This is a genomic window from Shimia sp. W99 (assembly GCF_053851455.3).
Window position 1 is genome coordinate 1,577,481 of record NZ_JBSQBU020000001.1, and the last position, 19,416, is coordinate 1,596,896.

Genomic DNA, 19,416 nt, shown 5'->3' on the forward strand with positions numbered 1-19,416 from the left:
AGACAGCTTAGCAACGTAGCAGATCAAAACATAGACTTGTTATGATTGCGAAAACGGCGGGCGCAGATACGAGAAAGACCGATAGTTCATCCTCGCGGAACGCCCCCGCCGCCCTCAATGCATCAACTGACGCACCTTCGCCGGAAGCCGCACCGGCTGCCCGGCCTCATTCATGCACACCGCCGTTACCATGGCGTGAAACAGCACCTCTTCGCCCCGTTTCACCCATTGCTCCATCACCAGCCGCGCCGCCGTCACGTTGGCGACCTCGGTAACAACCGTCAGCATGTCATCAAGCTTGGCCGACCCGAGATAGTCTGCCTCCACCCGCCGCACGGCAAAAACCACGCCTTCCGCCTTCATCTCGTGCTGGTCCAGCCCGATCTCGCGCACCCATTCGCTGCGCCCGCGCTCGATGAACTTGAGGTAATTCGCGTAATAGACGATCCCCCCCATGTCGGTGTCTTCGTAATAGACGCGGATCGGCAGTGTGTAGGTCATCGCATTTGGCTCCCCGTACGGCTACCTCATTGCTAGGCAAGCCGCACGGGCTTTTCAACCGCTATCCCAGCCCTACCCCGGCAAAGCGCACGCCGCTCAGCTCGGCCATCTCCTTCTTCCACGTAGTGATGTCCTCGCGCCGGAAATCCGACAGGCTGTCATGCCCGCAGGCCCGCGCCAGCACCTGCATCAATTCCACACTGGCCCCGAAATAACGCGCCAGCTTCTCGGCACCGGCCTGCACATCCAACAGCCTGCGCAGCTCCGGCTTCTGCGTGGCAATCCCCACAGGGCAATTGTTCGAATTGCACATCCGCGCCGCGATACAGCCCACCGCCTGCATCGCCGCATTGCTCACCGCCACCGCGTCCGCCCCAAGCGCCATTGCCTTCACGAAATCCTCGGCCACCCGCAGCCCGCCGGTGATCACCAATGTCACCTCGCGCCCCGTCTTCGCGTCCAGATGCCGACGCGCCCGCGCCAGCGCCGGAATGGTCGGCACCGAGATATGGTCACGGAAGATCAACGGCGCCGCCCCGGTGCCGCCTCCGCGCCCGTCCAGAATGATGTAGTCCGCCCCCGCCGCCAGCGCGAAATCAATGTCATCCTCGATATGGTTGGCCGACAGCTTGAACCCGATCGGAATGCCGCCCGACCGCTCGCGCACCTGATCCGCGATCCGTGCAAAATCCTCCGGTCCGTGCAAATCCGGGAAAGTGCTCGGCGAAATTGCCGCCTGCCCCGGCTCAAGCCCGCGCACTTGGGCGATCTTGTCCTGCACCTTCTCCCCCGGAAGATGCCCTCCGGTCCCGGTCTTGGCTCCCTGCCCGCCTTTGAAATGAAACGCCTGCACCTTTTCCACAAGGTCGAGATCCCAACCAAACCGCGCCGAGGCCAGCTCATAGAAATACCGCGTATTCTCGGCCTGCTCCTCGGGCAGCATGCCACCCTCGCCGGAACAGATCCCGGTCCCAGCCATCTCTGCCCCACGCGCCAAGGCGGTCTTCGCCTCTTCCGAAAGCGCTCCAAAACTCATGTCCGACACAAACAGCGGAATGTCCAACACCAAAGGCTTCCTCGCACGCGGCCCGATCACGACCTGCGTCGCCACCGCCGCCGCGTCCAAAAGAGGCTTGCGCGCCATCTGCGCGGGCAGGATCTGGATATCATCCCAATGCGGCAGATCCTTGCGCGGCACCCCCATCGCGCCCATCTCGCCGTGATGCCCCAGCTTGCTCAGCCCGTCCCGCGCCAGCGCATGAATGCGCGCCACGGTCGGCTCTTCCGGGGTCGGCTCTGCCCGCGGCACCTCCGAAGAGGGCTTGGGCGCCGGATCACCCACTTCGGCGTCTCCCAACCGCGCATGTGTCCCGTCGCAAAACGGCGCGTTGGCCGTGCCCTTGCACCGGCACAATGTCGCCGCTCCATCCTTTTCGGCGGTGAATTTCAATGGGGTGATATCGGTACCGCGATGACTGCCGTCACAAAAAGGCTGGTTCTTGGACCGCCCGCAGCGGCACCAGTGATAGGCTTTCCCGGCCTCCAGCTCGACCTTGGTGGGTGTCTTGGCGGCAATGATGGGCACGTCGTTCATGTGATCCTCCCCGAATGCATGATGCACCCACGAGACCACGATGCCTCACACGATCAAAGCCTTATCCCCGCACAACGCCTGCGCGCTGGCGCGAAAGTGATCAGTCATCACCCTGCAAGCGCGCAAACAGGCGCAAGGCATGGCTCGCATCCTGCGCCGCCACCGGCATCATCCGGTCATACCCGGCAGCAATCACCCCGGCGATCTCCGGGCGCAGCACCGTCGCGCCGCTTTCCGGCAACACCGCCAGCGGCGAAGTCTCGGCAAAGGCACGATCCCCCCAAAGCAGGATCACCTGCACCGCCTGCGCCAATGCAAGGCTTTCGGCCGGAATTTCGGACATCGCCTCATTCATGCGTAGGAACACGAAAGCCGCCTGAACCCCACCCTGATCATCAAACCGGAACGCCCGGTACTGGGTCGCATCCGCTTCCTTGAGCCGCCCCACCAAAGGCGCAAGCTCCGGGATCAGCCGCCCAAGATCCGGCACATCAAGAAGCTCGTCCCATTCGCGGAAAAAGAACACCATCAGGTTCGCACCCAGCTCCGGGTCGGTTTCGGCCATCTGGTGCCCGGCCAGCGTCACCACCGCCTCGATCGCACCCTTGACGATGCCCAGCGTCTCGTCCTGCACCCCGAACACGATCGGCGCGATCGGGCGACCCCAGCGGGCAAACCCATAGCTGCCATCATTGCGGGTGAACAGCGCTTCGATCTCTTCCGGCATCAGACGCGGCATCGGCTTCTCTCCTGAAAATCCAACCGGGCGCTTCATGCCTTCCCACGCTCCAAGAGGCAAGACCCGGCTGCCCCGGACAGGCCCATGAAAAACCGCCTCGGTTTTTCACCCCGACTCATACATGTCCCGGCCCGCGCGCCCCTGAAGACACCGCACGCCGCTTTAACCTGCGCAAATCAGCCTTCCAGACCGATGCAATACCGACTTGATACCGACGCAAAACCGCAGGCCGATTCCCCTGTTAACCAAGGCATTTTCCCACGATTCGCCGCGCGCGGGCCAAGCCACGCCGCCCGCCGCCGCAATGCGCCGTTAACCCCTTCACTTTGCCAAAAATACTCATTCCCCCGGCGGAAGGATCAGTCGAACAGCTGCGCCTGCTCACCCCGCTTGGGCGCCTGCAACCCCAGATGGGCCCAGGCTTTCTGCGCCAGCATCCGCCCCCGCGGCGTCCGCTGCACCAGCCCCTGCTGCAAGAGAAACGGCTCGATCACCTCTTCAATCGCATCTCGCGCCTCACTCAGAGCGGCACTGATCGTATCAATCCCCACCGGCCCGCCACCATAGTTTTCGGCAATGAAGCGCAGATAGCGCCGATCCGCCCCGTCAAGGCCGAGTTTATCCACGCCAAGCCGCGTAAGTGCCCCGTCTGCAAGGGTTTTCGTGATCCGCCCGTCGCCCTCGACAAGCGCAAAATCCACCACCCGGCGCAGCAATCTCCCGGCAATCCGGGGTGTCCCGCGCGACCGCCGCGCAATCTCGCGCGCGCCCGCATCCTCTGCCGGCACCCCCAGCTTGCGTGCATTTCGGGTGACGATCTCGTTGAGTTCATCCTCGGTGTAAAACTGCAACCGCGTCGGAATGCCGAACCGGTCCCTGAGCGGCGTCGTGAGCAACCCGAGCCGCGTTGTCGCCCCCACCAGCGTAAAGGGCTGCAACTCGATTCTGACAGTCCGCGCCGCTGGCCCTTCCCCAATCACCAGATCCAGCTCGAAATCCTCCATCGCCGGATAGAGCACTTCTTCGACCGCCGGGTTAAGGCGATGAATTTCATCAATAAAAAGCACGTCCCGCGCTTCAAGATTGGTCAGGATCGCCGCCAGGTCCCCGGCCTTCGCCAACACCGGCCCACTCGTCATGCGAAAGCTCACCCCCAGCTCCCGCGCCATGATCTGCGCCAGCGTGGTCTTGCCCAATCCGGGTGGGCCATGGAACAGCGTGTGGTCCATCGCTTCGCCCCTCCGGCGGGCGCTTTCGATGAACACCTTGAGATTGGCGCGCGCTTCGGCCTGCCCAATGAACTCGTCAAGCACCTGCGGGCGCAAGGCGCGGTCGGCATCCTCGGGCCGGGGATCAGGGCGCAATGTCGGGTCCGGCTGATCCATAATTTATCCTTTCGGCGCCAACAACTTAAGCGCGGCGCGGATCAACCCGGCCGCATCCGCGTCCGGGTCTTCACCCGCCGCCTGCGCCACCGCGCCAGCCGCCTCACCCGGCCCATATCCAAGGTTGCTCAACGCCGACAACGCATCCGCCTGCACCGACGCCGCCACCGCGCCGCTTGCCACGGGCGCAGGCTTCACAACCGCCGGCGCGTGGTCCTCCTCGACCACCGCAACATCAGACGCCGGCGCCCCCTCCAGGGCCTGTCCAAGCGTCCCACCCAGCGCCATCACCTCCGGCGCCTTGTCCTTCAACTCGATCACCACCCGCTGTGCCGTCTTTGGACCTACCCCCTTGGCGGCCTTGATCGCGGTCACATCTCCGAGAGAAATGGCCCGGCTCACCCCATCCGCGCCCAAAGCGCCCAGGATCGCCATCGACGCCTTGGCACCAATCCCCTGAACACTCATCAGCAGGCGATGCCATTCCTTCTCCTGAAGGGACGTAAACCCAAATAATTGCAGCAAATCTTCCCGCACCAGCAAGTCGGTATAAAGCGACACCGCCTCGCCAATCCCCGGCAACGCCGCCAATGTCCGCTCCGAGCAATAGACCACATAGCCCACGCCCCGCACGTCGATCAGCACGTGGTCTGCCGCCCGGTATTCCACACGCCCCGTCAGCTTCCCAATCATGCGCTGGCCCTCTTCAAAGCTGCGGCATAGCCCGCCCCGGCCCGCGCGTGATGGGCATGGCAAATGGCGATCGCCAGCGCGTCCGCGGCATCCGCCCCCTTGATCACCACACCGGGCAATTGCAGCTTCACCATATGCTCGACCTGTTGCTTCTCGGCATGTCCCACACCCACAACCGTCTTCTTGACCTTATTGGGCGCATATTCCCCGATCTCCAGCCCGGCCTGCGCCGGCACCAAAAGCGCGATGCCCCGCGCCTGCCCCAGCTTGAGCGTTCCAGCCCCGTCCTTGTTCACAAAAGTCTGTTCAATTGCCGCCTGATCAGGCTGAAACCGCACCACCACATCGGTCAGTTGCTCATGCAAAGACAGCAGCCGCGCCGCCAGATCTGTCCCGACCGAATGGCAAATTCCGTTGGCGACATGGCTGAGTCGGCTGCCATCTGCCTCAATGACGCCCCAGCCCATGTTCCTCAACCCGGGGTCAATTCCCAAAACACGCATGCCGTCGCCCCTGCTGCCCGCGATTTGTTGCTTTTTTGAAGCAGTAGCACGAAACAAGAACAAACGCCAAGCGGAATACGCCGAGGCGATTTTGCGACACTTGTGCACCCGCGCGCGACACCCACTTGGAAACGGCGCGGGATGATGCCTGAAAACGACACTCGGGGCGTCGTTTTCGCCCTTGTTTTACAGGGCTTTCGCCCGGATGCGACCAATGCAGAAATTGCATGGCACCTATGATGTTTTTGCTGCTTGTTTGTTGTGCAGAACGTCCATATTTGCCGCTCATCATCAACGGACCATCGTTCACCACACAACAGAAGGAAGATTGATATGGCCACTTATGACAACGTCTACACCCCCGGTTTTGCTGGCCGTATTGGTCAGACCCTCGTCAACGCCGTTTCCGCGTTCTCCGCATGGAACGCAACCCGCGTGACGCGCAACACCCTGCACCAGCTGACCGACCGCGAACTCGAAGACATCGGTCTGTCGCGCGGTGATATCGACACCCTGATCTGACCCGCGCGCCCCTGCCGGGCGCAGCGGTCGGTCGATCCGATCAGAAAACCGTGGCCTCGTCCGGGCCACGGTTTTTTTGTGCCTTTTGGGCAGGCGAACGACAAAGGCCCCGCAGAGAGAGATGCGGAGCCTTTGCACTGAGCTGAATTGGAGGGTCAGCGTTATTTGAATGTCTTGATCTGGACCGCAACCCAACGCGACACCGGATCTGCGCGCATGGTCCATGCGGCGGCCTGTTCGACCACCGAAGCACCATCCAGACGCGCCACGTGCTGCGTGTAGAAATCGGGGCCATACTGGGCCATGATCGCGCCCTTGATCCCAAAGAAGGCGACGACAACCATCATCAGCCCGGTCCATGGAATGCCGCGCCGACGCCCGGCGCCGCGCACGATCACATAACCGTCGCGATTAATGGAAACCCGCTTGCGGGAACGGCGTCCCTTGGCCTCATTGCGATAGATGTTGGCCAGACGCTCGTGAAACTCTGCGTGTGATTCACTCATGGCAACTTACTCGTGTTTGGCCCCCACCAAACATGGCGAAAATGGCCTTCAAATGTGGCGAAAATGTGGCGTCGTGGTCCAATTGCGGCGGTTTCAAGACAAATGGGGCGAAAACGCCAAAATTCACCCTGCCAACCGGAAACAGTTCACCCAACCAATCTATAACTGTCTGATTTTCAGAAACATTAATGCGGTGCTATGCAAAAAAATGGGCGGCACCAAGGCCGCCCGATTCTGTCTGGAGCGTCAGGGGTTCACCGCCGGGTCAGCGTCAGCGTCGTCCATTCCCCGATCTCTTCGCGGGTATGCACATCGAACCCGGCCGCGTCATAGGCCGAGACCACCTCGTCCGCCTGTTCGTTCAGGATGCCCGAGAGGATCGCATGCCCACCGGCCACGATATTGCCCCCCATGTCCGGAGCCAGATCCACCAGGGGCGCTTTGAGAATATTGGCGAACACCAGGTCATAAGGCGCCTTGGCCGCAAGGTCCGGATGCCCAAACCCTGCGGCCTCAAGGCAGATGACCCGCCCATCAAGCCCGTTGGCCTTGGCATTCGCCACGGCCACCTCGACCGCGACCTCGTCGATGTCGCTGGCCAGCACCGGATTGGGCCAGATGCGCGCCGCCCCCATCGCCAGCACCGCCGTGCCACAGCCGATATCGGCCACGTTCTGCCCCACGAAACCTTCGTTCGCCAGTCGGTCCAGCGCCTTGAGACATCCCAACGTGGTGCCGTGATGACCGGTGCCAAAAGCCATGGCCGCCTCGATCAGAAGCGGCTCGCTGCCTTCGGGCACCTTGTCTGCATCATGGCTGCCATATACGAAAAACCGCCCCGCCTCGACCGGCGCCAGCTCCCGTTTGACCTTGGCGACCCAGTCGGTTTCCGGCAATTCACTCACCACGAAGGGTTTTGCGTCGAACGCCGCCGCCAGCACCGCCAGCCCCGCTGCGTCCGGGCTTTCCGTGAAATACCCGCCTATTTCCCACAGGCCGGACCCGTCCTCGATCTCGAAGACGCCCACGCCGGTGGGCTCGGGGTTCAGGCGTTCCATCGCCTCGCCCAATTGCTCGGCTTGCGCTTTTCCAACAAGGGTGGTCAGGGCTGTGAATGTGGGCATGGCGGCTCTCCTAAAGGGTTCCCTGCGGCCTAGTGCGCCCGGCGGGCAAGGTCAAGCCAAGCGGATTGCAATCCGCTTGTCCCGCTTCACGCGGACCGCCCGATCCCACGCAAGTAGTGCCAGCTCCAGATCGCCCCCAAAAAGCCCACCGCCGCGCCGACCCCCGACTGGGCGTAAACCACGCCGGGGGCCTCAAAAACAGAAGCCGCCCACCACGCCACAGGCAGGATCAGGACCCCGTCCCGCAACCAGTTTAGCATGGTCGAGCGCGCCGGTTTGTCGGTATTGTTGAAAGAGGCGTTCGACACGAACAAGGCGCCCGTAAAGATGAACGCCCCGGCCCCGACATAGGCAAAGGCCTCGTAGACCAAAACGCCTTCACCGACCAAGCCAAAGCCCCGCACCACAAGCTGCGCCGTCCCGGCAAGCAAGGCCCATGCCAAAAGCGTGTAGCCTGCGCAAAACACCAGCGCATCCCGAAAGGTCATGCGCAGCCGGTCATACAATCCGGCCCCATAGTTCTGCCCAAAGATGCCGCCAACCGCACCGGACAGCGAAAAGATGCCACCAAAGGCCACAACCATCAGCCGGTTCACCACTGCCCAGGCCGCCACCGCATTGTCACCGAACCCGGCAATGACCCCGGTCAACAGGTAGTTTCCAAAGGGCGTCGCCATCTGGGTCAGGATCGCGGGGACAGCGACCTTGGCAAAGGGGCCCACGCAGCGCCGGATAGCCCAGATTGCGGGGCGGGCATAAAGGTTGTGCACGCCAACGGCAAAGCGCATCGCCATGAACGCCATGACAAAGCGCGACAGCACGACCCCCATCGCAGCCCCATCCAGCCCAAGGCCAAGCCCTAGGATCAGGAACGGATCAATCACCATCGCCACCGCACCGCTTGTCAGTGTCACGAACATCGACCGCCGTCCGTCCCCTTCGGCCCTGAGACAGGCTTGTCCGGCTAGGCCGATGGCCATCACGATCAGTGAAGGCATGGAAATAAGGATATACCGCGCCGCCAACGCCAGCGTCTCGCCTTCCGCCCCCACCAACGCCAGCATCGGTTTCCGCAGCGAGACAAACAGAAGCGCGACACAGGTCTGTACGGCAACGGTCAACACCATCGCGCTCGTCGCTTCGTGACGCGCCCGCTCGAAATCCCCCATCCCGATCCGGCGCGAGATCAGCGCGGTCCCGGCAATCATCAAGCCAATACCGATCGACACCGCGAAAAACTGGATCGCGAAGGCATAGCCAATGGCGGCGACGAGCTTCTGGTCTCCGATCCGTGCAATCCACAAAAGGTTTGCCAGGTCGACCAGGAAGACAAAGGTGATCCCCGCCGCCCCGGTCAGGGTCATGCGAACCACGTGACCCATGGTCGACCCGTCCAGAAACCGCCCGCGCCGCTGCATGGCTTATTCCGCCGGGCTCGGCGCATAGCGCACAAGGCGCGATTCATTGCCTTTTTCCGGGTGGCGCGGGATCAGCGTGGCCAAGGCCAGCGACACCGCCGCCATCGCCGCCGCCAGCGCAAACACCGCCCCGGGGGACGCCAGCCACAAAAGCCCCAACAGCACCGGCAGGAACACCGCCGCGATATGGTTGATGGTAAAGGCCACGGCCGCCGTGGGCGCGATATCTTCGGGGTCGGCGATCTTCTGGAAATAAGTCTTCAGCGCCAGCGCCAGTGCGAACAGCATGTGGTCGACCACGTAGAGTATGGCCGCCAGCACAACGCCCCAGCCAAAGAAATAAATGCCGCCATAGGCCAGGAACACGATCACCAGCCCGGCGTATTCGAAGATCAGCGTCCGCCGCTCGCCAAACCGCGCAACCGCGCCGCCAAACAAAGGCGCCGCAACCATGTTGATCACGAGGTTGATCAGGTACAGACCCGTGATCTCATGCACGTCGAACCCAAAGCGTTCGACCATCATGAACCCGGCAAAGACGACAAAAATCTGCCGCCGTGCGCCCGCCATGAACTGCATCGCGTAATACAGCCAATAGCGTTTCTTCAGAACCATCTTGCGCACCTGCGGCGTGCGGGCTTCGAATTGCGGAAACGCAAGGAAGCAATAGACCGCGATCACCGCAGTGACCCCACCACCCAGCAAGTAAACCGTGTTGTATTCCAGATCATACCGCTTCCACGTCAATACGATCAGCCCATAGGCCACCAGCGTCGCTGCAGACCCCGCCGCCAAGAGCCAGCCCAGCACCTTGGGCGCGCGCGCCTTGTCCAGCCATTGCAACTGCAGTGACTGATTCACCGTCTCATAGTAGTGAAAGCCGATCGAACTAAGCATGGTGATCGTCAGGATACCCGCAAGCGACGGGAACCATGCCGTCACTGCCGTCGCCACCCCCAAAAGGAACAGCGACACCATCCCGAGCACCTGCTCCCGCATCACCATCAGGATCGCGATCACACCAACGGCGAAAAAGCCCGGGATTTCGCGTACCGTGTGCAAAAGGCCGATATCCGCCCCATCAAACCCAGCTACCTCGACCACGAAGTTGTTCAGCAGCGCCGACCAGGTGTTGAAGGCAATCGGCATCGCCAGCGCCATCAGGAACAACAGCGTCACGGGACGCCGCCAAACCGGCAGACGCGCCGCCTCATCAAGGGTGATTTTGTTTAACATGTGGTCCGAATACGCCTGTTGCGACAGCTTGGCGAGTGCAAAAACCCGCAGGTCTGATCTGAATCAATGCACAAAAGCGATTCCACGCCCATATATCCACGCATTCGCATTTTTTGATAGGTGGCGGCATGGATATCCTGACTCTGGTCGAAAACATCGGCGAAGCACCGACGGCGGCGGTGCTTGGCTTGATCACGGGTCTGGTTTTCGGGATCGCGGCGCAGCGGTCCCGTTTCTGCTTGCGCGCTGCCACGGTGGAGTTTGCGCGCGGCGAACTGGGCGACAAGGTCGCGGTCTGGCTGCTGACCATCTCCACCGCCATTGTTTGGGTGCAGGGCGCCCAAGCGCTCGGGCTGATGCATTCGGCCGACGCCCGCATGATGGCCGTCCCAGGAAGCTGGTCGGGCGCGATCATCGGCGGCTTGCTATTTGGCGTCGGCATGGTGCTGGCGCGCGGCTGTTCGGGCCGACTTCTCGTGCTGGCCGCGACGGGCAACCTGCGCTCCGTGATCTCCGGTCTGATCTTTGCCGTTGTTGCCCAGATGAGCCTTGCCGGGCTGCTCTCGCCCCTGCGTGACCGCCTTGCCAGCCTCTGGATCACCTCCGAAGGGCGCAATGTCGACCTCATCGCCGCCTTTGGCCTGCCCGACCTGTCGGGCCTGATCTTAGGGGCGGTCATGGCCGTGCTGGCGCTGATCATTGCCCGGCGCAACCGGATCGGCGCCTCCCGCCTGATATTTGCATCCGGTGTCGGCTTTGCTGTTGCCGTCGGGTGGGTGCTCACCTACGGGCTGGCGCAGGTCGCCTTTGAACCTGTTCAGATCGAAAGCGCCACCTTCTCAGGTCCGTCCGCCCACACGCTGATGTTCTTTCTGGATCGCAATGCGGTTCTGGAATTCGACGTCGGGCTTGTGCCGGGCGTGGTGATCGGCTCGTTCCTCGCCGCCTCGCTTGCAGGCGAGTTCAAGTTCCAGGGGTTCGAAGGCGAGGCCAATATGCGCCGCGCCATGACCGGTGCCGTTCTGATGGGCTTTGGCGCCATGCTGGCGGGCGGCTGCGCGATCGGCGCGGGCGTCACCGGCGGCTCGATCTTTGCGGGCACCGCTTGGGTCGCGCTCTTTGCCATGTGGCTTGGCGCAATAGCCACGGACTTCTTCGTCGACCAGCGCGGCGGCGCCACGGCCACCGCCTGACCCACCACAGGCTTCATTTTGCCAAAAATACCTCTGGGGGTGAATTGAGCCGTCAGGCTCAAGAGGGGGCAACGCCCCCTTCCCCTCAAAGCTCAGTAAAAACTCTGCGGATCAATATCCACTGCCAGCCGCAAATCGCCCTTGAGCCGGAACTGCCCAACCCACTCGGCCAGCGCCGCCTGCAACGGCGCGCCCTTGTCCGCCTTGACCAGCAATCTCACCCGATGCCGCCCCCGCACCCGTGCAATCGGCGCAGGTGCGGGCCCATAGACCTCGGCCCCGATCGCCCGCAGCATCCCGGCATTGCGTGCCAGCGCATTGCCCAGATCAAACACCTGACTGACGTCGCCCCCTGAAAGGATGATCCCCGCCATCCGTCCATAGGGCGGCACCCCGGCATGACGCCGTTCGCCCGCTTCGGCCTTCCAGAACCCCAGTTCATCCCCGACCAGGATAGCCCGGATCACAGGATGCTCGGGTTGATAGCTCTGCAACATCGCGACTCCCAGCTTCTCGGCCCGCCCCGCGCGCCCCGCCACCTGCCGCATCAGCTGGAACGTGCGCTCGGCGGCGCGCAGGTCCGACCCCTGCAAGCCCAGATCCGCATCAATCACCCCGACCAGCGTCAGTAGCGGGAAATTATGCCCCTTGGCCACCAATTGCGTACCGATGATGATATCCGCTCCCCCCCCAGCGATCGTCTCGATCCCTTCCTTAAGCGCGCGGGCCGATCCGAACAGGTCCGATGACAACACCGCCAACCGCGCCTCGGGCCAGAGCTTGCCCGCCTCTTCCGCCAGCCGCTCAACACCGGGACCAACCGGCGCCAGCTTGCCCTCGACCTCACAGGAGGGGCAGGCCTCGGGCATGGGCTTGGTCTCGCCGCATTGATGACAGACCAGCCGTTTCAAGAACCGGTGCTCCACCATGCGCGCGTCGCAATGATCACAGCCCACCTGATGCCCACAGGCCCGGCAGATTGTCACCGGCGCATAGCCCCGCCGATTGATGAACAACAAGCTCTGCTCGCCAGCCAGAATGCGCCGGTCCACCGCGGCCTTGAGCGTCGGGGAAATCCAGCGGTCGCGCGGCAAATCCTCGACACGCATGTCAATCGCGCGCATCTCGGGCAACACCGCCGCACCAAAACGAGAGGTCAATTCAAGCCGTTCATATTTCCCGGCCTCCGCATTGGCCCAGCTTTCCAGCGACGGCGTGGCCGAGGCCAGCACCACCCGCGCGTCACACAAGGATGCGCGCAACACCGCCATGTCCCGCGCGTTGTAAAGGACACCGTCTTCCTGTTTGTAAGACGTATCATGCTCCTCATCGACGACGATCAATCCGAGGTCCCGATAGGGCAGGAACAGGGCTGATCGCGCGCCCACCACAAGCTGTGCGTCCCCCTGCCCGACCATTTTCCATGTCCGGCGGCGCTCGGTCATGGTCACGCCGGAATGCCACTCTGCCGGGCGCGCACCAAACCGCGCCTCGACCCGCGTCAGGAACTCTGCCGTCAACGCGATCTCAGGCAACAGCACCAACGCCTGCCGCCCCATGCGCAGACACTCGGCCACGGCTTCAAGATACACCTCGGTCTTGCCAGACCCCGTCACCCCCCGAAGCAGCGTCGTGCCATAACGCCCCGAGCGCACACCGGCCTTCAAGGCTTGCGCCCCCACCGCCTGTTCCTCAGTCAAAGCCTTGCCGCCATAGTCCGGGTCCAGCCGGAGAAATGGCAAATCCCGCGGCGTGTCTTCCTCGCGCACGACACCCTGCTTGACGAGCCCCTTGATCACCGAGTTAGTGACTCCGGCCATCTCGCTCAACTCGCCCATGGTAAAGGCCAGCCCGCCATATTCGTGCAAGGTTTCCAGGACCCGGCGCCGCGCATCCGTCTGGCGATCCGGTTCCCCTTCGCCCAGCCGATAGATCTTGCGCATCGACGGTGGGTCGCTCAGCCCCGGCGCGCGCGTGGCCAGCCGAAGCATCGCATGCAGCGGCGTCAGAGTGTAGTCAGCCGCGCGCCCAAGAAACTGGCGCATCTCGTCACGCATTGGCGCCACGTCCAGCACCCGATTGATCGGGCGCAGCTTTGCTCGATCGAATGTGCCGCTGCCCGGCCCCCAGACAACCCCCAACACCCGACGCGGCCCCAGCGGCACCTCGACGAAGGCGCCCAGAAAGCAACCACCCTCCGGCGCCGTGTAATCCAGAAAACGGTCAAGTGGTTGCGCAGTCAGCACCGAAACGGCGGCGTCGGCGTCGAAATACGTCACTTCCATTGCCTACAGCCCCCGGATACTCTGCGCTTCACCTGCCCCCTTTCCAAAGGGGGCAGGCTTGCTTTGGAGGTAGCGCAGATGATGATCAAAGGGCAAGACTGGGCAGAGCTTTGCCGCGCATATCGCCAGCGCCACGGCCTCAAGCAAGCCGCCATGGCCCAAGATTTCGGCGTCGACCAGTCGCAGGTCAGTCGCTGGGAACGCGGCCTGCGTGAACCTTCGTTGCGTGTGAAACAGGCGATCCTGAACGAAATGCTGGACACCGGACAGGCGGGCCCGGACCACACCATGCGACTGATGCTCGAACAAAGCGGTTCGGCTGTTGCCGTCTGGAGCCGCGATGGCACGCTGCTGGGCGCCTCGCCGCGCTTCGAACGTGAAGCGCTTTTGCTCGACGACTGCGAATCCGGCGCGGCCCAGTCGTTGCTGTCACGGCTTGAAGTCATGGTTCACATCATGGACCTCCTCAACACCCATGGCTTTTTCGAAGGCGACGTGATGCTGGCGGTCCTGAAGATGAACCCCTTTCTTCAGGACCGTCGGATCAGCGTTGGCGGGGTGATCGTTGTGTCCATGTTCCCGGTGCGTGATGCCCACGGCAATATTGCCGCCCTCGCGGTGCATGACCATGACGTTTTCGGCGAGTCGCTTGAACGGTACGGCGAAATGCAGGTGGTTTTCGCCGGCGCGCGCGACGGACATTCCAACACCGTTCTGAGCCGGTTTCCCGGAAGCTGACAAGCGGCATCGCCCTGTTTTCTTCACACATGGCTTGTCAAGCCTGCATGCGCGGAATACCGCCGAAAACTGACAGATAACCCAATGATTAATAAAGCATAATTTGGCATAACCGGCCATCTGGACCCTGCCAGCTCGATCCGTTTAGCACTGTTGGGACTTCACTCAACAACGGAAAAGACACATGGCACATATTCGGGGCGACGTTCTGGGCAACGTTTTGACGGGAACGAAATTCGCGGACCTTCTCGAGGGGCTTGCGGGCGACGATACAATCAACGGTCACGGTGGCAATGACTTCGTCGACGCCGGAGCGGGCAACGACAGCATCAATGCTGGCGCTGGCAGCGACGAGGTCTATGGCGGCCTTGGCGATGATCTGCTGAATGGTGGTAGCGGCAACGACACCGTTGACGGCGGCGACGGCAATGACAATGTCAAGGGCAGTGACGGCGACGACCTCTTGTTCGGCGGCGCTGGCAACGACACCATGTCGGGCGGTCGCGACAATGACGAGATTCACGGCGGTAACGGCGCGGACGTACTGCATGGCAATGGCGGACAGGATCTGCTCTTTGGAGGAACCGGCGACGACAAGCTTTACGGCGATTCCGGAAACGACACGCTGGAAGGTGGCGCGGGCAATGACAAGCTCTTTGGCGGCGACGGCGACGACTTTCTGTATGGCTTCTCCTGGGGCGGTGAGCCAGTGCCCGCACAAGATGCAACCGCGCGGGTCAATGCCGATGAACCGCTGGACGATGTCGACTATCTGCAGGGCGGCAACGGCGCGGACACGTTCGAGTTCCGCTGGCTTATCGACGCCAAGGACGAGATCATTGCCAAGCACACGGACGCCAACGGCGACATCGACTATTCAATGAACGGTGTGGCTGGCGAAAACGATAATGCCCATGACCATTGGGTTGAAACGATCGGCACCAAGGTGGTGACCGATTTCGATGCCGCCGAAGGTGACACCTTCGTCTTCAAGGGCCATACCGTTCAACTCGACAGCGTTGACTACGAAGATTTTGACGGTAACGGCACAATCGACACGGTGTTGCATTTTGTCTCGAACCAGGGCGGCAACGGTGGCGCACATGATGGCGACGCGGTCGGCAGCGTGGTGATCCTGAACGAGCAGATCGACGTTGCCGATATCGAAGTCGATGCTGGCGTCTTCTTCGGGGTAGAAGAGCCTTTCTCGGTTCTCGGCTGACCCGTCCCCCAAAAGGCGACCCCACCCACCCACTCACGGAGCCGCCTTCGAAGGCCTGGGCATGCCCCAGGCCTTCATCTTTTTGAGGGCATAAGCTTGCTAACGCTAACGACGGGACTCCCGCCCGGTGGATCTGTGCGCTATGAGGGGGCAAATTCGGATGAATCGCTGACAGGAGCCCCCGATGAAATTCTTTGTTGATACCGCCGAGATCGACGCCATTGCCGAACTCAACGCCCTTGGCATGGTCGATGGCGTCACCACTAACCCCTCACTGATCAAGAAGTCCGGCCGCGACATTCTCGAAGTGACCAAGGAAATCTGCGACCTCGTCGACGGCCCGGTGTCGGCCGAAGTCACCGCCACGGACGCTGACGAGATGATCGCTGAGGGGCGCAAGCTGGTCGAGATTGCCGACAACATCGCTGTCAAAGTGCCGCTGACATGGGACGGGCTCAAGGCCTGCAAAACCCTCACCGACGATGGCCACATGGTCAATGTCACGCTCTGCTTCTCGGCAAACCAAGCCCTTCTCGCAGCCAAGGCGGGCGCAACCTTCATCTCGCCCTTCCTCGGACGTCTCGATGACATCAACCTTGATGGCACGGACCTGATCGCGGATATCCGTCAGGTCTATGACAACTACGGCTATGAAACCCAGATCCTCGCCGCCTCGATCCGCACCGTGAACCACGTCACCCAATGCGCCCTGATCGGCGCCGACGTGATGACCGCGCCCCCCGCCGTGATCAAGGCGATGGTCAACCACCCGCTGACCGACAAGGGCCTTGCCGCCTTCCTCGCCGATATCGAAGCCGCTGGAATCAAGATTCTGTAAAGCCGGCAAGGGGGCGCTACCCCCGCCGCAGCAAGCTGCGTCTCCCCCCGGGGTATTTGGCACCATTGAGAAGACGCACCTGCCATTTCTCAATGGTTCAAAATACCACGGGGTGAATTGAGCCGGCAGGCTCAAGAGGGGCAGCGCCCCATTTTCTCTAAACTCCAACAAAAAAATTGCGGCATTCGCGCGGGGCCTCTGCTATGGTCGCGCCAACGACCAGAAACGGCATCACCATGAGCAGTACCCTCAAGATCGACGACAGCCTGCGCGAGAAGATCATTTCGCAACCCGACGTGATTCTCGAGGACCGCGACCTGATGCGCGCCCTGATCGCCGCCAATGAAAAGACCATGGGCGGCAATATCGTCGATCTGCGTGGCATCGCCATGGAGCGGCTCGAAGCGCGGCTCGACCGGCTGGAAGACACGCATCGTTCCGTCATCGCCGCAGCCTATGAAAACCTTGCGGGCACGAACCAGGTGCACAGGGCGATCTTGCGCATGCTTGACCCCGTAGAGTTCGAGTCGTTCCTGCACGATCTGGGAGGCGAAGTTGCGAATATCCTGCGGGTTGACGCGATCCGGCTTGTTCTGGAAACCAAGGAAGACACGTCCGAGGACAGCGCCATCCAAAGCCTCGGCGACGTGCTCGCGGTGGCGGAACCTGGCTTCATCGACGACTACCTGACCGGTGGACGCAATGTCCCACTGCGACAGGTCACATTGCGCCAGATCCAGACCGGCGCGGAAAACATCTATGGCGAAAGCGCCGACTGGATTCGATCCGAAGCCTGTCTCAAGCTGGATTTCGGCGCCGGGCGCCTGCCCGGCCTTCTGGTCATGGGTGCCGAAGACCCGCATCATTTTACACCGCAGCAAGGCACCGATCTGTTGGCGTTTTTCGCCGGTGTGTTCGAGCGTGCCATGCGCCGCTGGTTGTCGTGATCAGCCCGGCAGCCACACGCGCTCTCGACGAATTCCTCGCACAACGTGCGGCCCTTGCGGGCGCATCCGAGAATACGCTCAAAGCCTATCGCAGCGACCTCATCGACTATCTCGCATTCATGGCGCAGCACAAGGGCGGGCCACAAGGGATCGCCCCGCTGACGGCGGTCTCGGTCTCGGATATGCGCGCGTGGATGGCCCATGCGCGCGGCACCGGGCTTGGAGCGCGCTCCCTCTCGCGCAAGCTCTCTGCGGTCAAAAGCTTTTACCGGTGGCTGGCCGAACGCGAAGTATTCGATCCAACTGCGGTCCTGTCGGCCCGCGCCCCCAAGTATCAGCGCAAACTGCCCCGCCCCCTGCCCGAAGACGCCGCCCGCGCCGTTCTGGACACGGTTGAACTGCAATCGAAAAAGGACTGGATCGGTGCCCGCGATACCGCCGTCATGACCCTGCTTTACGGCTGTGGTTTGCGGATTTCCGAGGCGCTGTCCCTCACCGGCAAGGACGCGCCGCTTGCGCCGACCTTGCGGATCCGTGGCAAAGGCGGCAAGGAACGGCTGGTTCCGGTACTCGACGCGGCGCGCGATGCCGTGAATACCTACCTGCGCCTCTGCCCCTACCCGCAGGAACCGGACAGCCCGCTCTTTCGCGGCGCGCGGGGCGGTGCGCTGAACCCTCGACAGGTTCAGAAAATCATGGAACAAACCCGCCTGCAACTGGGCCTGCCCGCCTCGGCCACGCCGCACGCCATGCGGCACAGCTTTGCCACGCATCTTTTGTCAGCCGGCGGCGATCTGCGCGCGATCCAGGAACTGCTGGGCCACGCGTCCCTGTCCACCACCCAGACCTATACCGAGGTGGACAGCACGCGCCTTATGGAAATCTACAACCGCACCCATCCCAAGGCGTGAAGCGGCATATGCCGCTTCTCCGGCCCAAGAACACTCAGCCACGCCCCTGCGGGATCACCTCGTAACCCGGTTCCTCGGGTTCATCATCGGTCATTTCCGGTGGGAACCCCGGCGCGCGGATGTCCAGCCCAGTGGCCTCTTCCAAACGCTTGATAATGTTCGGGCTCAGCTCGCGTTCGCCGTAGCGCGCGATCCCGTCGTCGAAAATCTCGATCATTTTCGGGTTCAGCTCGACGGGAACCCCGGCCCGGTCTGCTACTGCCTGAAACAGGCCGATATCCTTTTTCACGAGGTCCATCGTAAAGGAAATGTCGCGCGACCCGTTCAGGATCACTTGGCTTTCGGTTTCATGACTGAACGAATTGCCCGAACTGATGCGAATGGCCTCGAACGCCACGTTGAGATCCATGCCCGCCGCCTTGGACACCACCAGCGCCTCGGCATTGGCGATAAGATGCGCCGTGGCGAGATAGTTGGTCACCACCTTCAGAACCGAGGCAGATCCAAGCTCGCCGGTATGCAGGATGCGTCGCCCCATCGTGGTCAAGAGCGGCAGAATACGGTCGAACGTAGCCCGATCACAGCCCGCGAAGATCGAGATATTTCCGGTATCGGCCCGGTGGCACCCTCCCGAAACCGGGCAATCCACCGCCGCGCCACCCCGCTCGATCACCAGCGCCCCAAGCCGTTTGGCCTCGGCTTCATCCGTAGTCGACATCTCCATCCATATCTTGCCCGGCCCCACCTCGGGCAACATCTCCTGCATCACCGCATCCGACGCCGCCGGCGAGGGCAGACAGGTGATGACCGCATCACAGCGGCGCATCATCTCGGCTGCGTTTTCCGCTGCCTCGGCCCCGGCGGCGACCTTGGCCGCGACAAGCTCGGGATTGAGGTCGAACACCATCAGGTCCACACCGTTGCGCAAAAGGCTGCCGCTCAGCTTGCCGCCCACGTTTCCCAGACCGATAAATCCAACTTTCATGGCCATGTCTCCCTGCCGTTTGGGGCAAGGTGCATGCGGCGTTTGCGCCCTGTCATGCCCATCCGCGACACGGGCC

The 19,416-nt window shown here is 62.3% G+C and carries 19 protein-coding genes; 7 read left to right on the forward strand and 12 right to left on the reverse strand.

The window, feature by feature from the left end:
* Window positions 1–114: 114 nt before the first annotated feature.
* The 6 genes from ybgC to ruvC all read right to left on the reverse strand — a co-directional run bounded on the left by ybgC (window position 115) and on the right by ruvC (window position 5,415).
* The gene (ybgC, locus tag ACS3QZ_RS07815) at window positions 115–501 is read right to left on the reverse strand and encodes a tol-pal system-associated acyl-CoA thioesterase (protein WP_456037328.1); all 387 of its coding nucleotides are present in this window, start codon (window positions 499–501) and stop codon (window positions 115–117) included.
* Window positions 502–562: 61 nt separating this feature from the next.
* A complete protein-coding gene (locus ACS3QZ_RS07820; protein ID WP_456037330.1) occupies window positions 563–2,095 on the reverse strand; it encodes a glutamate synthase-related protein in 1,533 nt (510 codons plus the stop codon).
* Window positions 2,096–2,195: 100 nt separating this feature from the next.
* Window positions 2,196–2,834: a hypothetical protein gene (locus ACS3QZ_RS07825; RefSeq protein ID WP_456037331.1), complete on the reverse strand. Its 639-nt coding sequence runs from the start codon at window positions 2,832–2,834 to the stop codon at window positions 2,196–2,198.
* Window positions 2,835–3,193: 359 nt separating this feature from the next.
* Window positions 3,194–4,219 (reverse strand): Holliday junction branch migration DNA helicase RuvB, encoded by a 1,026-nt coding sequence (ruvB, locus tag ACS3QZ_RS07830; RefSeq protein WP_456037332.1) that lies wholly within the window; start codon window positions 4,217–4,219, stop codon window positions 3,194–3,196.
* A gap of 3 nt (window positions 4,220–4,222) precedes the next feature.
* Entirely contained in the window at window positions 4,223–4,912 is a 690-nt protein-coding gene (ruvA, locus tag ACS3QZ_RS07835) for a Holliday junction branch migration protein RuvA (protein ID WP_456037333.1), read from the reverse strand.
* Window positions 4,909–5,415, reverse strand: coding sequence for a crossover junction endodeoxyribonuclease RuvC (gene ruvC / locus ACS3QZ_RS07840; protein WP_456037334.1), 507 nt, complete (start codon window positions 5,413–5,415; stop codon window positions 4,909–4,911). Before ruvC ends, ruvA begins: the two co-directional genes overlap by 4 nt.
* 333 nt (window positions 5,416–5,748) lie before the next feature.
* Here ruvC and ACS3QZ_RS07845 point away from each other — a divergent pair, with 333 nt between their 5' ends.
* Window positions 5,749–5,937 (forward strand): DUF1127 domain-containing protein, encoded by a 189-nt coding sequence (locus tag ACS3QZ_RS07845; RefSeq protein WP_093090015.1) that lies wholly within the window; start codon window positions 5,749–5,751, stop codon window positions 5,935–5,937.
* A gap of 161 nt (window positions 5,938–6,098) precedes the next feature.
* Here the strand turns inward: ACS3QZ_RS07845 and ACS3QZ_RS07850 are convergent, their stop codons facing one another.
* The 4 genes from ACS3QZ_RS07850 to ACS3QZ_RS07865 all read right to left on the reverse strand — a co-directional run bounded on the left by ACS3QZ_RS07850 (window position 6,099) and on the right by ACS3QZ_RS07865 (window position 10,221).
* Window positions 6,099–6,443: a hypothetical protein gene (locus ACS3QZ_RS07850; protein ID WP_456037335.1), complete on the reverse strand. Its 345-nt coding sequence runs from the start codon at window positions 6,441–6,443 to the stop codon at window positions 6,099–6,101.
* A 254-nt stretch (window positions 6,444–6,697) separates the two neighbouring features.
* Entirely contained in the window at window positions 6,698–7,567 is an 870-nt protein-coding gene (locus tag ACS3QZ_RS07855; RefSeq protein ID WP_456037336.1) for a 50S ribosomal protein L11 methyltransferase, read from the reverse strand.
* An 86-nt stretch (window positions 7,568–7,653) separates the two neighbouring features.
* Window positions 7,654–8,985: an MATE family efflux transporter gene (locus ACS3QZ_RS07860; protein WP_456037338.1), complete on the reverse strand. Its 1,332-nt coding sequence runs from the start codon at window positions 8,983–8,985 to the stop codon at window positions 7,654–7,656.
* Window positions 8,986–8,988: 3 nt separating this feature from the next.
* A complete protein-coding gene (locus ACS3QZ_RS07865; protein WP_456037339.1) occupies window positions 8,989–10,221 on the reverse strand; it encodes an MFS transporter in 1,233 nt (410 codons plus the stop codon).
* A gap of 128 nt (window positions 10,222–10,349) precedes the next feature.
* Here ACS3QZ_RS07865 and ACS3QZ_RS07870 point away from each other — a divergent pair, with 128 nt between their 5' ends.
* Window positions 10,350–11,414, forward strand: a complete 1,065-nt coding sequence (locus ACS3QZ_RS07870) for a YeeE/YedE family protein (RefSeq protein ID WP_456037340.1) — start codon at window positions 10,350–10,352, stop codon at window positions 11,412–11,414.
* Between the two features lie 92 nt (window positions 11,415–11,506).
* Here the strand turns inward: ACS3QZ_RS07870 and ACS3QZ_RS07875 are convergent, their stop codons facing one another.
* The gene (locus ACS3QZ_RS07875; RefSeq protein WP_456037342.1) at window positions 11,507–13,699 is read right to left on the reverse strand and encodes a primosomal protein N'; all 2,193 of its coding nucleotides are present in this window, start codon (window positions 13,697–13,699) and stop codon (window positions 11,507–11,509) included.
* 78 nt (window positions 13,700–13,777) lie between these two features.
* Here ACS3QZ_RS07875 and ACS3QZ_RS07880 point away from each other — a divergent pair, with 78 nt between their 5' ends.
* From ACS3QZ_RS07880 to ACS3QZ_RS07900, 5 genes are all read left to right on the forward strand, one after another.
* Window positions 13,778–14,437: a helix-turn-helix domain-containing protein gene (locus ACS3QZ_RS07880; protein ID WP_456037343.1), complete on the forward strand. Its 660-nt coding sequence runs from the start codon at window positions 13,778–13,780 to the stop codon at window positions 14,435–14,437.
* A gap of 184 nt (window positions 14,438–14,621) precedes the next feature.
* Window positions 14,622–15,659, forward strand: a complete 1,038-nt coding sequence (locus ACS3QZ_RS07885; protein WP_456037344.1) for a calcium-binding protein — start codon at window positions 14,622–14,624, stop codon at window positions 15,657–15,659.
* A gap of 184 nt (window positions 15,660–15,843) precedes the next feature.
* Entirely contained in the window at window positions 15,844–16,497 is a 654-nt protein-coding gene (fsa, locus tag ACS3QZ_RS07890; RefSeq protein ID WP_456037345.1) for a fructose-6-phosphate aldolase, read from the forward strand.
* A gap of 236 nt (window positions 16,498–16,733) precedes the next feature.
* A complete protein-coding gene (locus tag ACS3QZ_RS07895) occupies window positions 16,734–17,444 on the forward strand; it encodes a DUF484 family protein (protein ID WP_093092425.1) in 711 nt (236 codons plus the stop codon).
* The gene (locus ACS3QZ_RS07900; RefSeq protein ID WP_456039320.1) at window positions 17,432–18,355 is read left to right on the forward strand and encodes a tyrosine recombinase XerC; all 924 of its coding nucleotides are present in this window, start codon (window positions 17,432–17,434) and stop codon (window positions 18,353–18,355) included. The genes ACS3QZ_RS07895 and ACS3QZ_RS07900 overlap by 13 nt, the downstream gene beginning before the upstream one ends.
* 34 nt (window positions 18,356–18,389) lie before the next feature.
* On the opposite strand, the gene ACS3QZ_RS07905 is transcribed toward ACS3QZ_RS07900, so the two are convergent.
* Window positions 18,390–19,340 (reverse strand): NAD(P)-dependent oxidoreductase, encoded by a 951-nt coding sequence (locus ACS3QZ_RS07905; protein ID WP_456037346.1) that lies wholly within the window; start codon window positions 19,338–19,340, stop codon window positions 18,390–18,392.
* Window positions 19,341–19,416 lie beyond the last annotated feature (76 nt).

What these genes read in the sequence shown, in the direction of transcription:
- ybgC (WP_456037328.1), bottom strand. Translation starts at nt 501, where the DNA reads ATGACCTACACACTGCCGATCCGCGTCTATTACGAAGACACCGACATG.
- ACS3QZ_RS07820 (WP_456037330.1), bottom strand. Translation starts at nt 2,095, where the DNA reads ATGAACGACGTGCCCATCATTGCCGCCAAGACACCCACCAAGGTCGAG.
- ACS3QZ_RS07825 (WP_456037331.1), bottom strand. Translation starts at nt 2,834, where the DNA reads ATGCCGCGTCTGATGCCGGAAGAGATCGAAGCGCTGTTCACCCGCAAT.
- ruvB (WP_456037332.1), bottom strand. Translation starts at nt 4,219, where the DNA reads ATGGATCAGCCGGACCCGACATTGCGCCCTGATCCCCGGCCCGAGGAT.
- ruvA (WP_456037333.1), bottom strand. Translation starts at nt 4,912, where the DNA reads ATGATTGGGAAGCTGACGGGGCGTGTGGAATACCGGGCGGCAGACCAC.
- ruvC (WP_456037334.1), bottom strand. Translation starts at nt 5,415, where the DNA reads ATGCGTGTTTTGGGAATTGACCCCGGGTTGAGGAACATGGGCTGGGGC.
- ACS3QZ_RS07845 (WP_093090015.1), top strand. Translation starts at nt 5,749, where the DNA reads ATGGCCACTTATGACAACGTCTACACCCCCGGTTTTGCTGGCCGTATT.
- ACS3QZ_RS07850 (WP_456037335.1), bottom strand. Translation starts at nt 6,443, where the DNA reads ATGAGTGAATCACACGCAGAGTTTCACGAGCGTCTGGCCAACATCTAT.
- ACS3QZ_RS07855 (WP_456037336.1), bottom strand. Translation starts at nt 7,567, where the DNA reads ATGCCCACATTCACAGCCCTGACCACCCTTGTTGGAAAAGCGCAAGCC.
- ACS3QZ_RS07860 (WP_456037338.1), bottom strand. Translation starts at nt 8,985, where the DNA reads ATGCAGCGGCGCGGGCGGTTTCTGGACGGGTCGACCATGGGTCACGTG.
- ACS3QZ_RS07865 (WP_456037339.1), bottom strand. Translation starts at nt 10,221, where the DNA reads ATGTTAAACAAAATCACCCTTGATGAGGCGGCGCGTCTGCCGGTTTGG.
- ACS3QZ_RS07870 (WP_456037340.1), top strand. Translation starts at nt 10,350, where the DNA reads ATGGATATCCTGACTCTGGTCGAAAACATCGGCGAAGCACCGACGGCG.
- ACS3QZ_RS07875 (WP_456037342.1), bottom strand. Translation starts at nt 13,699, where the DNA reads ATGGAAGTGACGTATTTCGACGCCGACGCCGCCGTTTCGGTGCTGACT.
- ACS3QZ_RS07880 (WP_456037343.1), top strand. Translation starts at nt 13,778, where the DNA reads ATGATGATCAAAGGGCAAGACTGGGCAGAGCTTTGCCGCGCATATCGC.
- ACS3QZ_RS07885 (WP_456037344.1), top strand. Translation starts at nt 14,622, where the DNA reads ATGGCACATATTCGGGGCGACGTTCTGGGCAACGTTTTGACGGGAACG.
- fsa (WP_456037345.1), top strand. Translation starts at nt 15,844, where the DNA reads ATGAAATTCTTTGTTGATACCGCCGAGATCGACGCCATTGCCGAACTC.
- ACS3QZ_RS07895 (WP_093092425.1), top strand. Translation starts at nt 16,734, where the DNA reads ATGAGCAGTACCCTCAAGATCGACGACAGCCTGCGCGAGAAGATCATT.
- ACS3QZ_RS07905 (WP_456037346.1), bottom strand. Translation starts at nt 19,340, where the DNA reads ATGAAAGTTGGATTTATCGGTCTGGGAAACGTGGGCGGCAAGCTGAGC.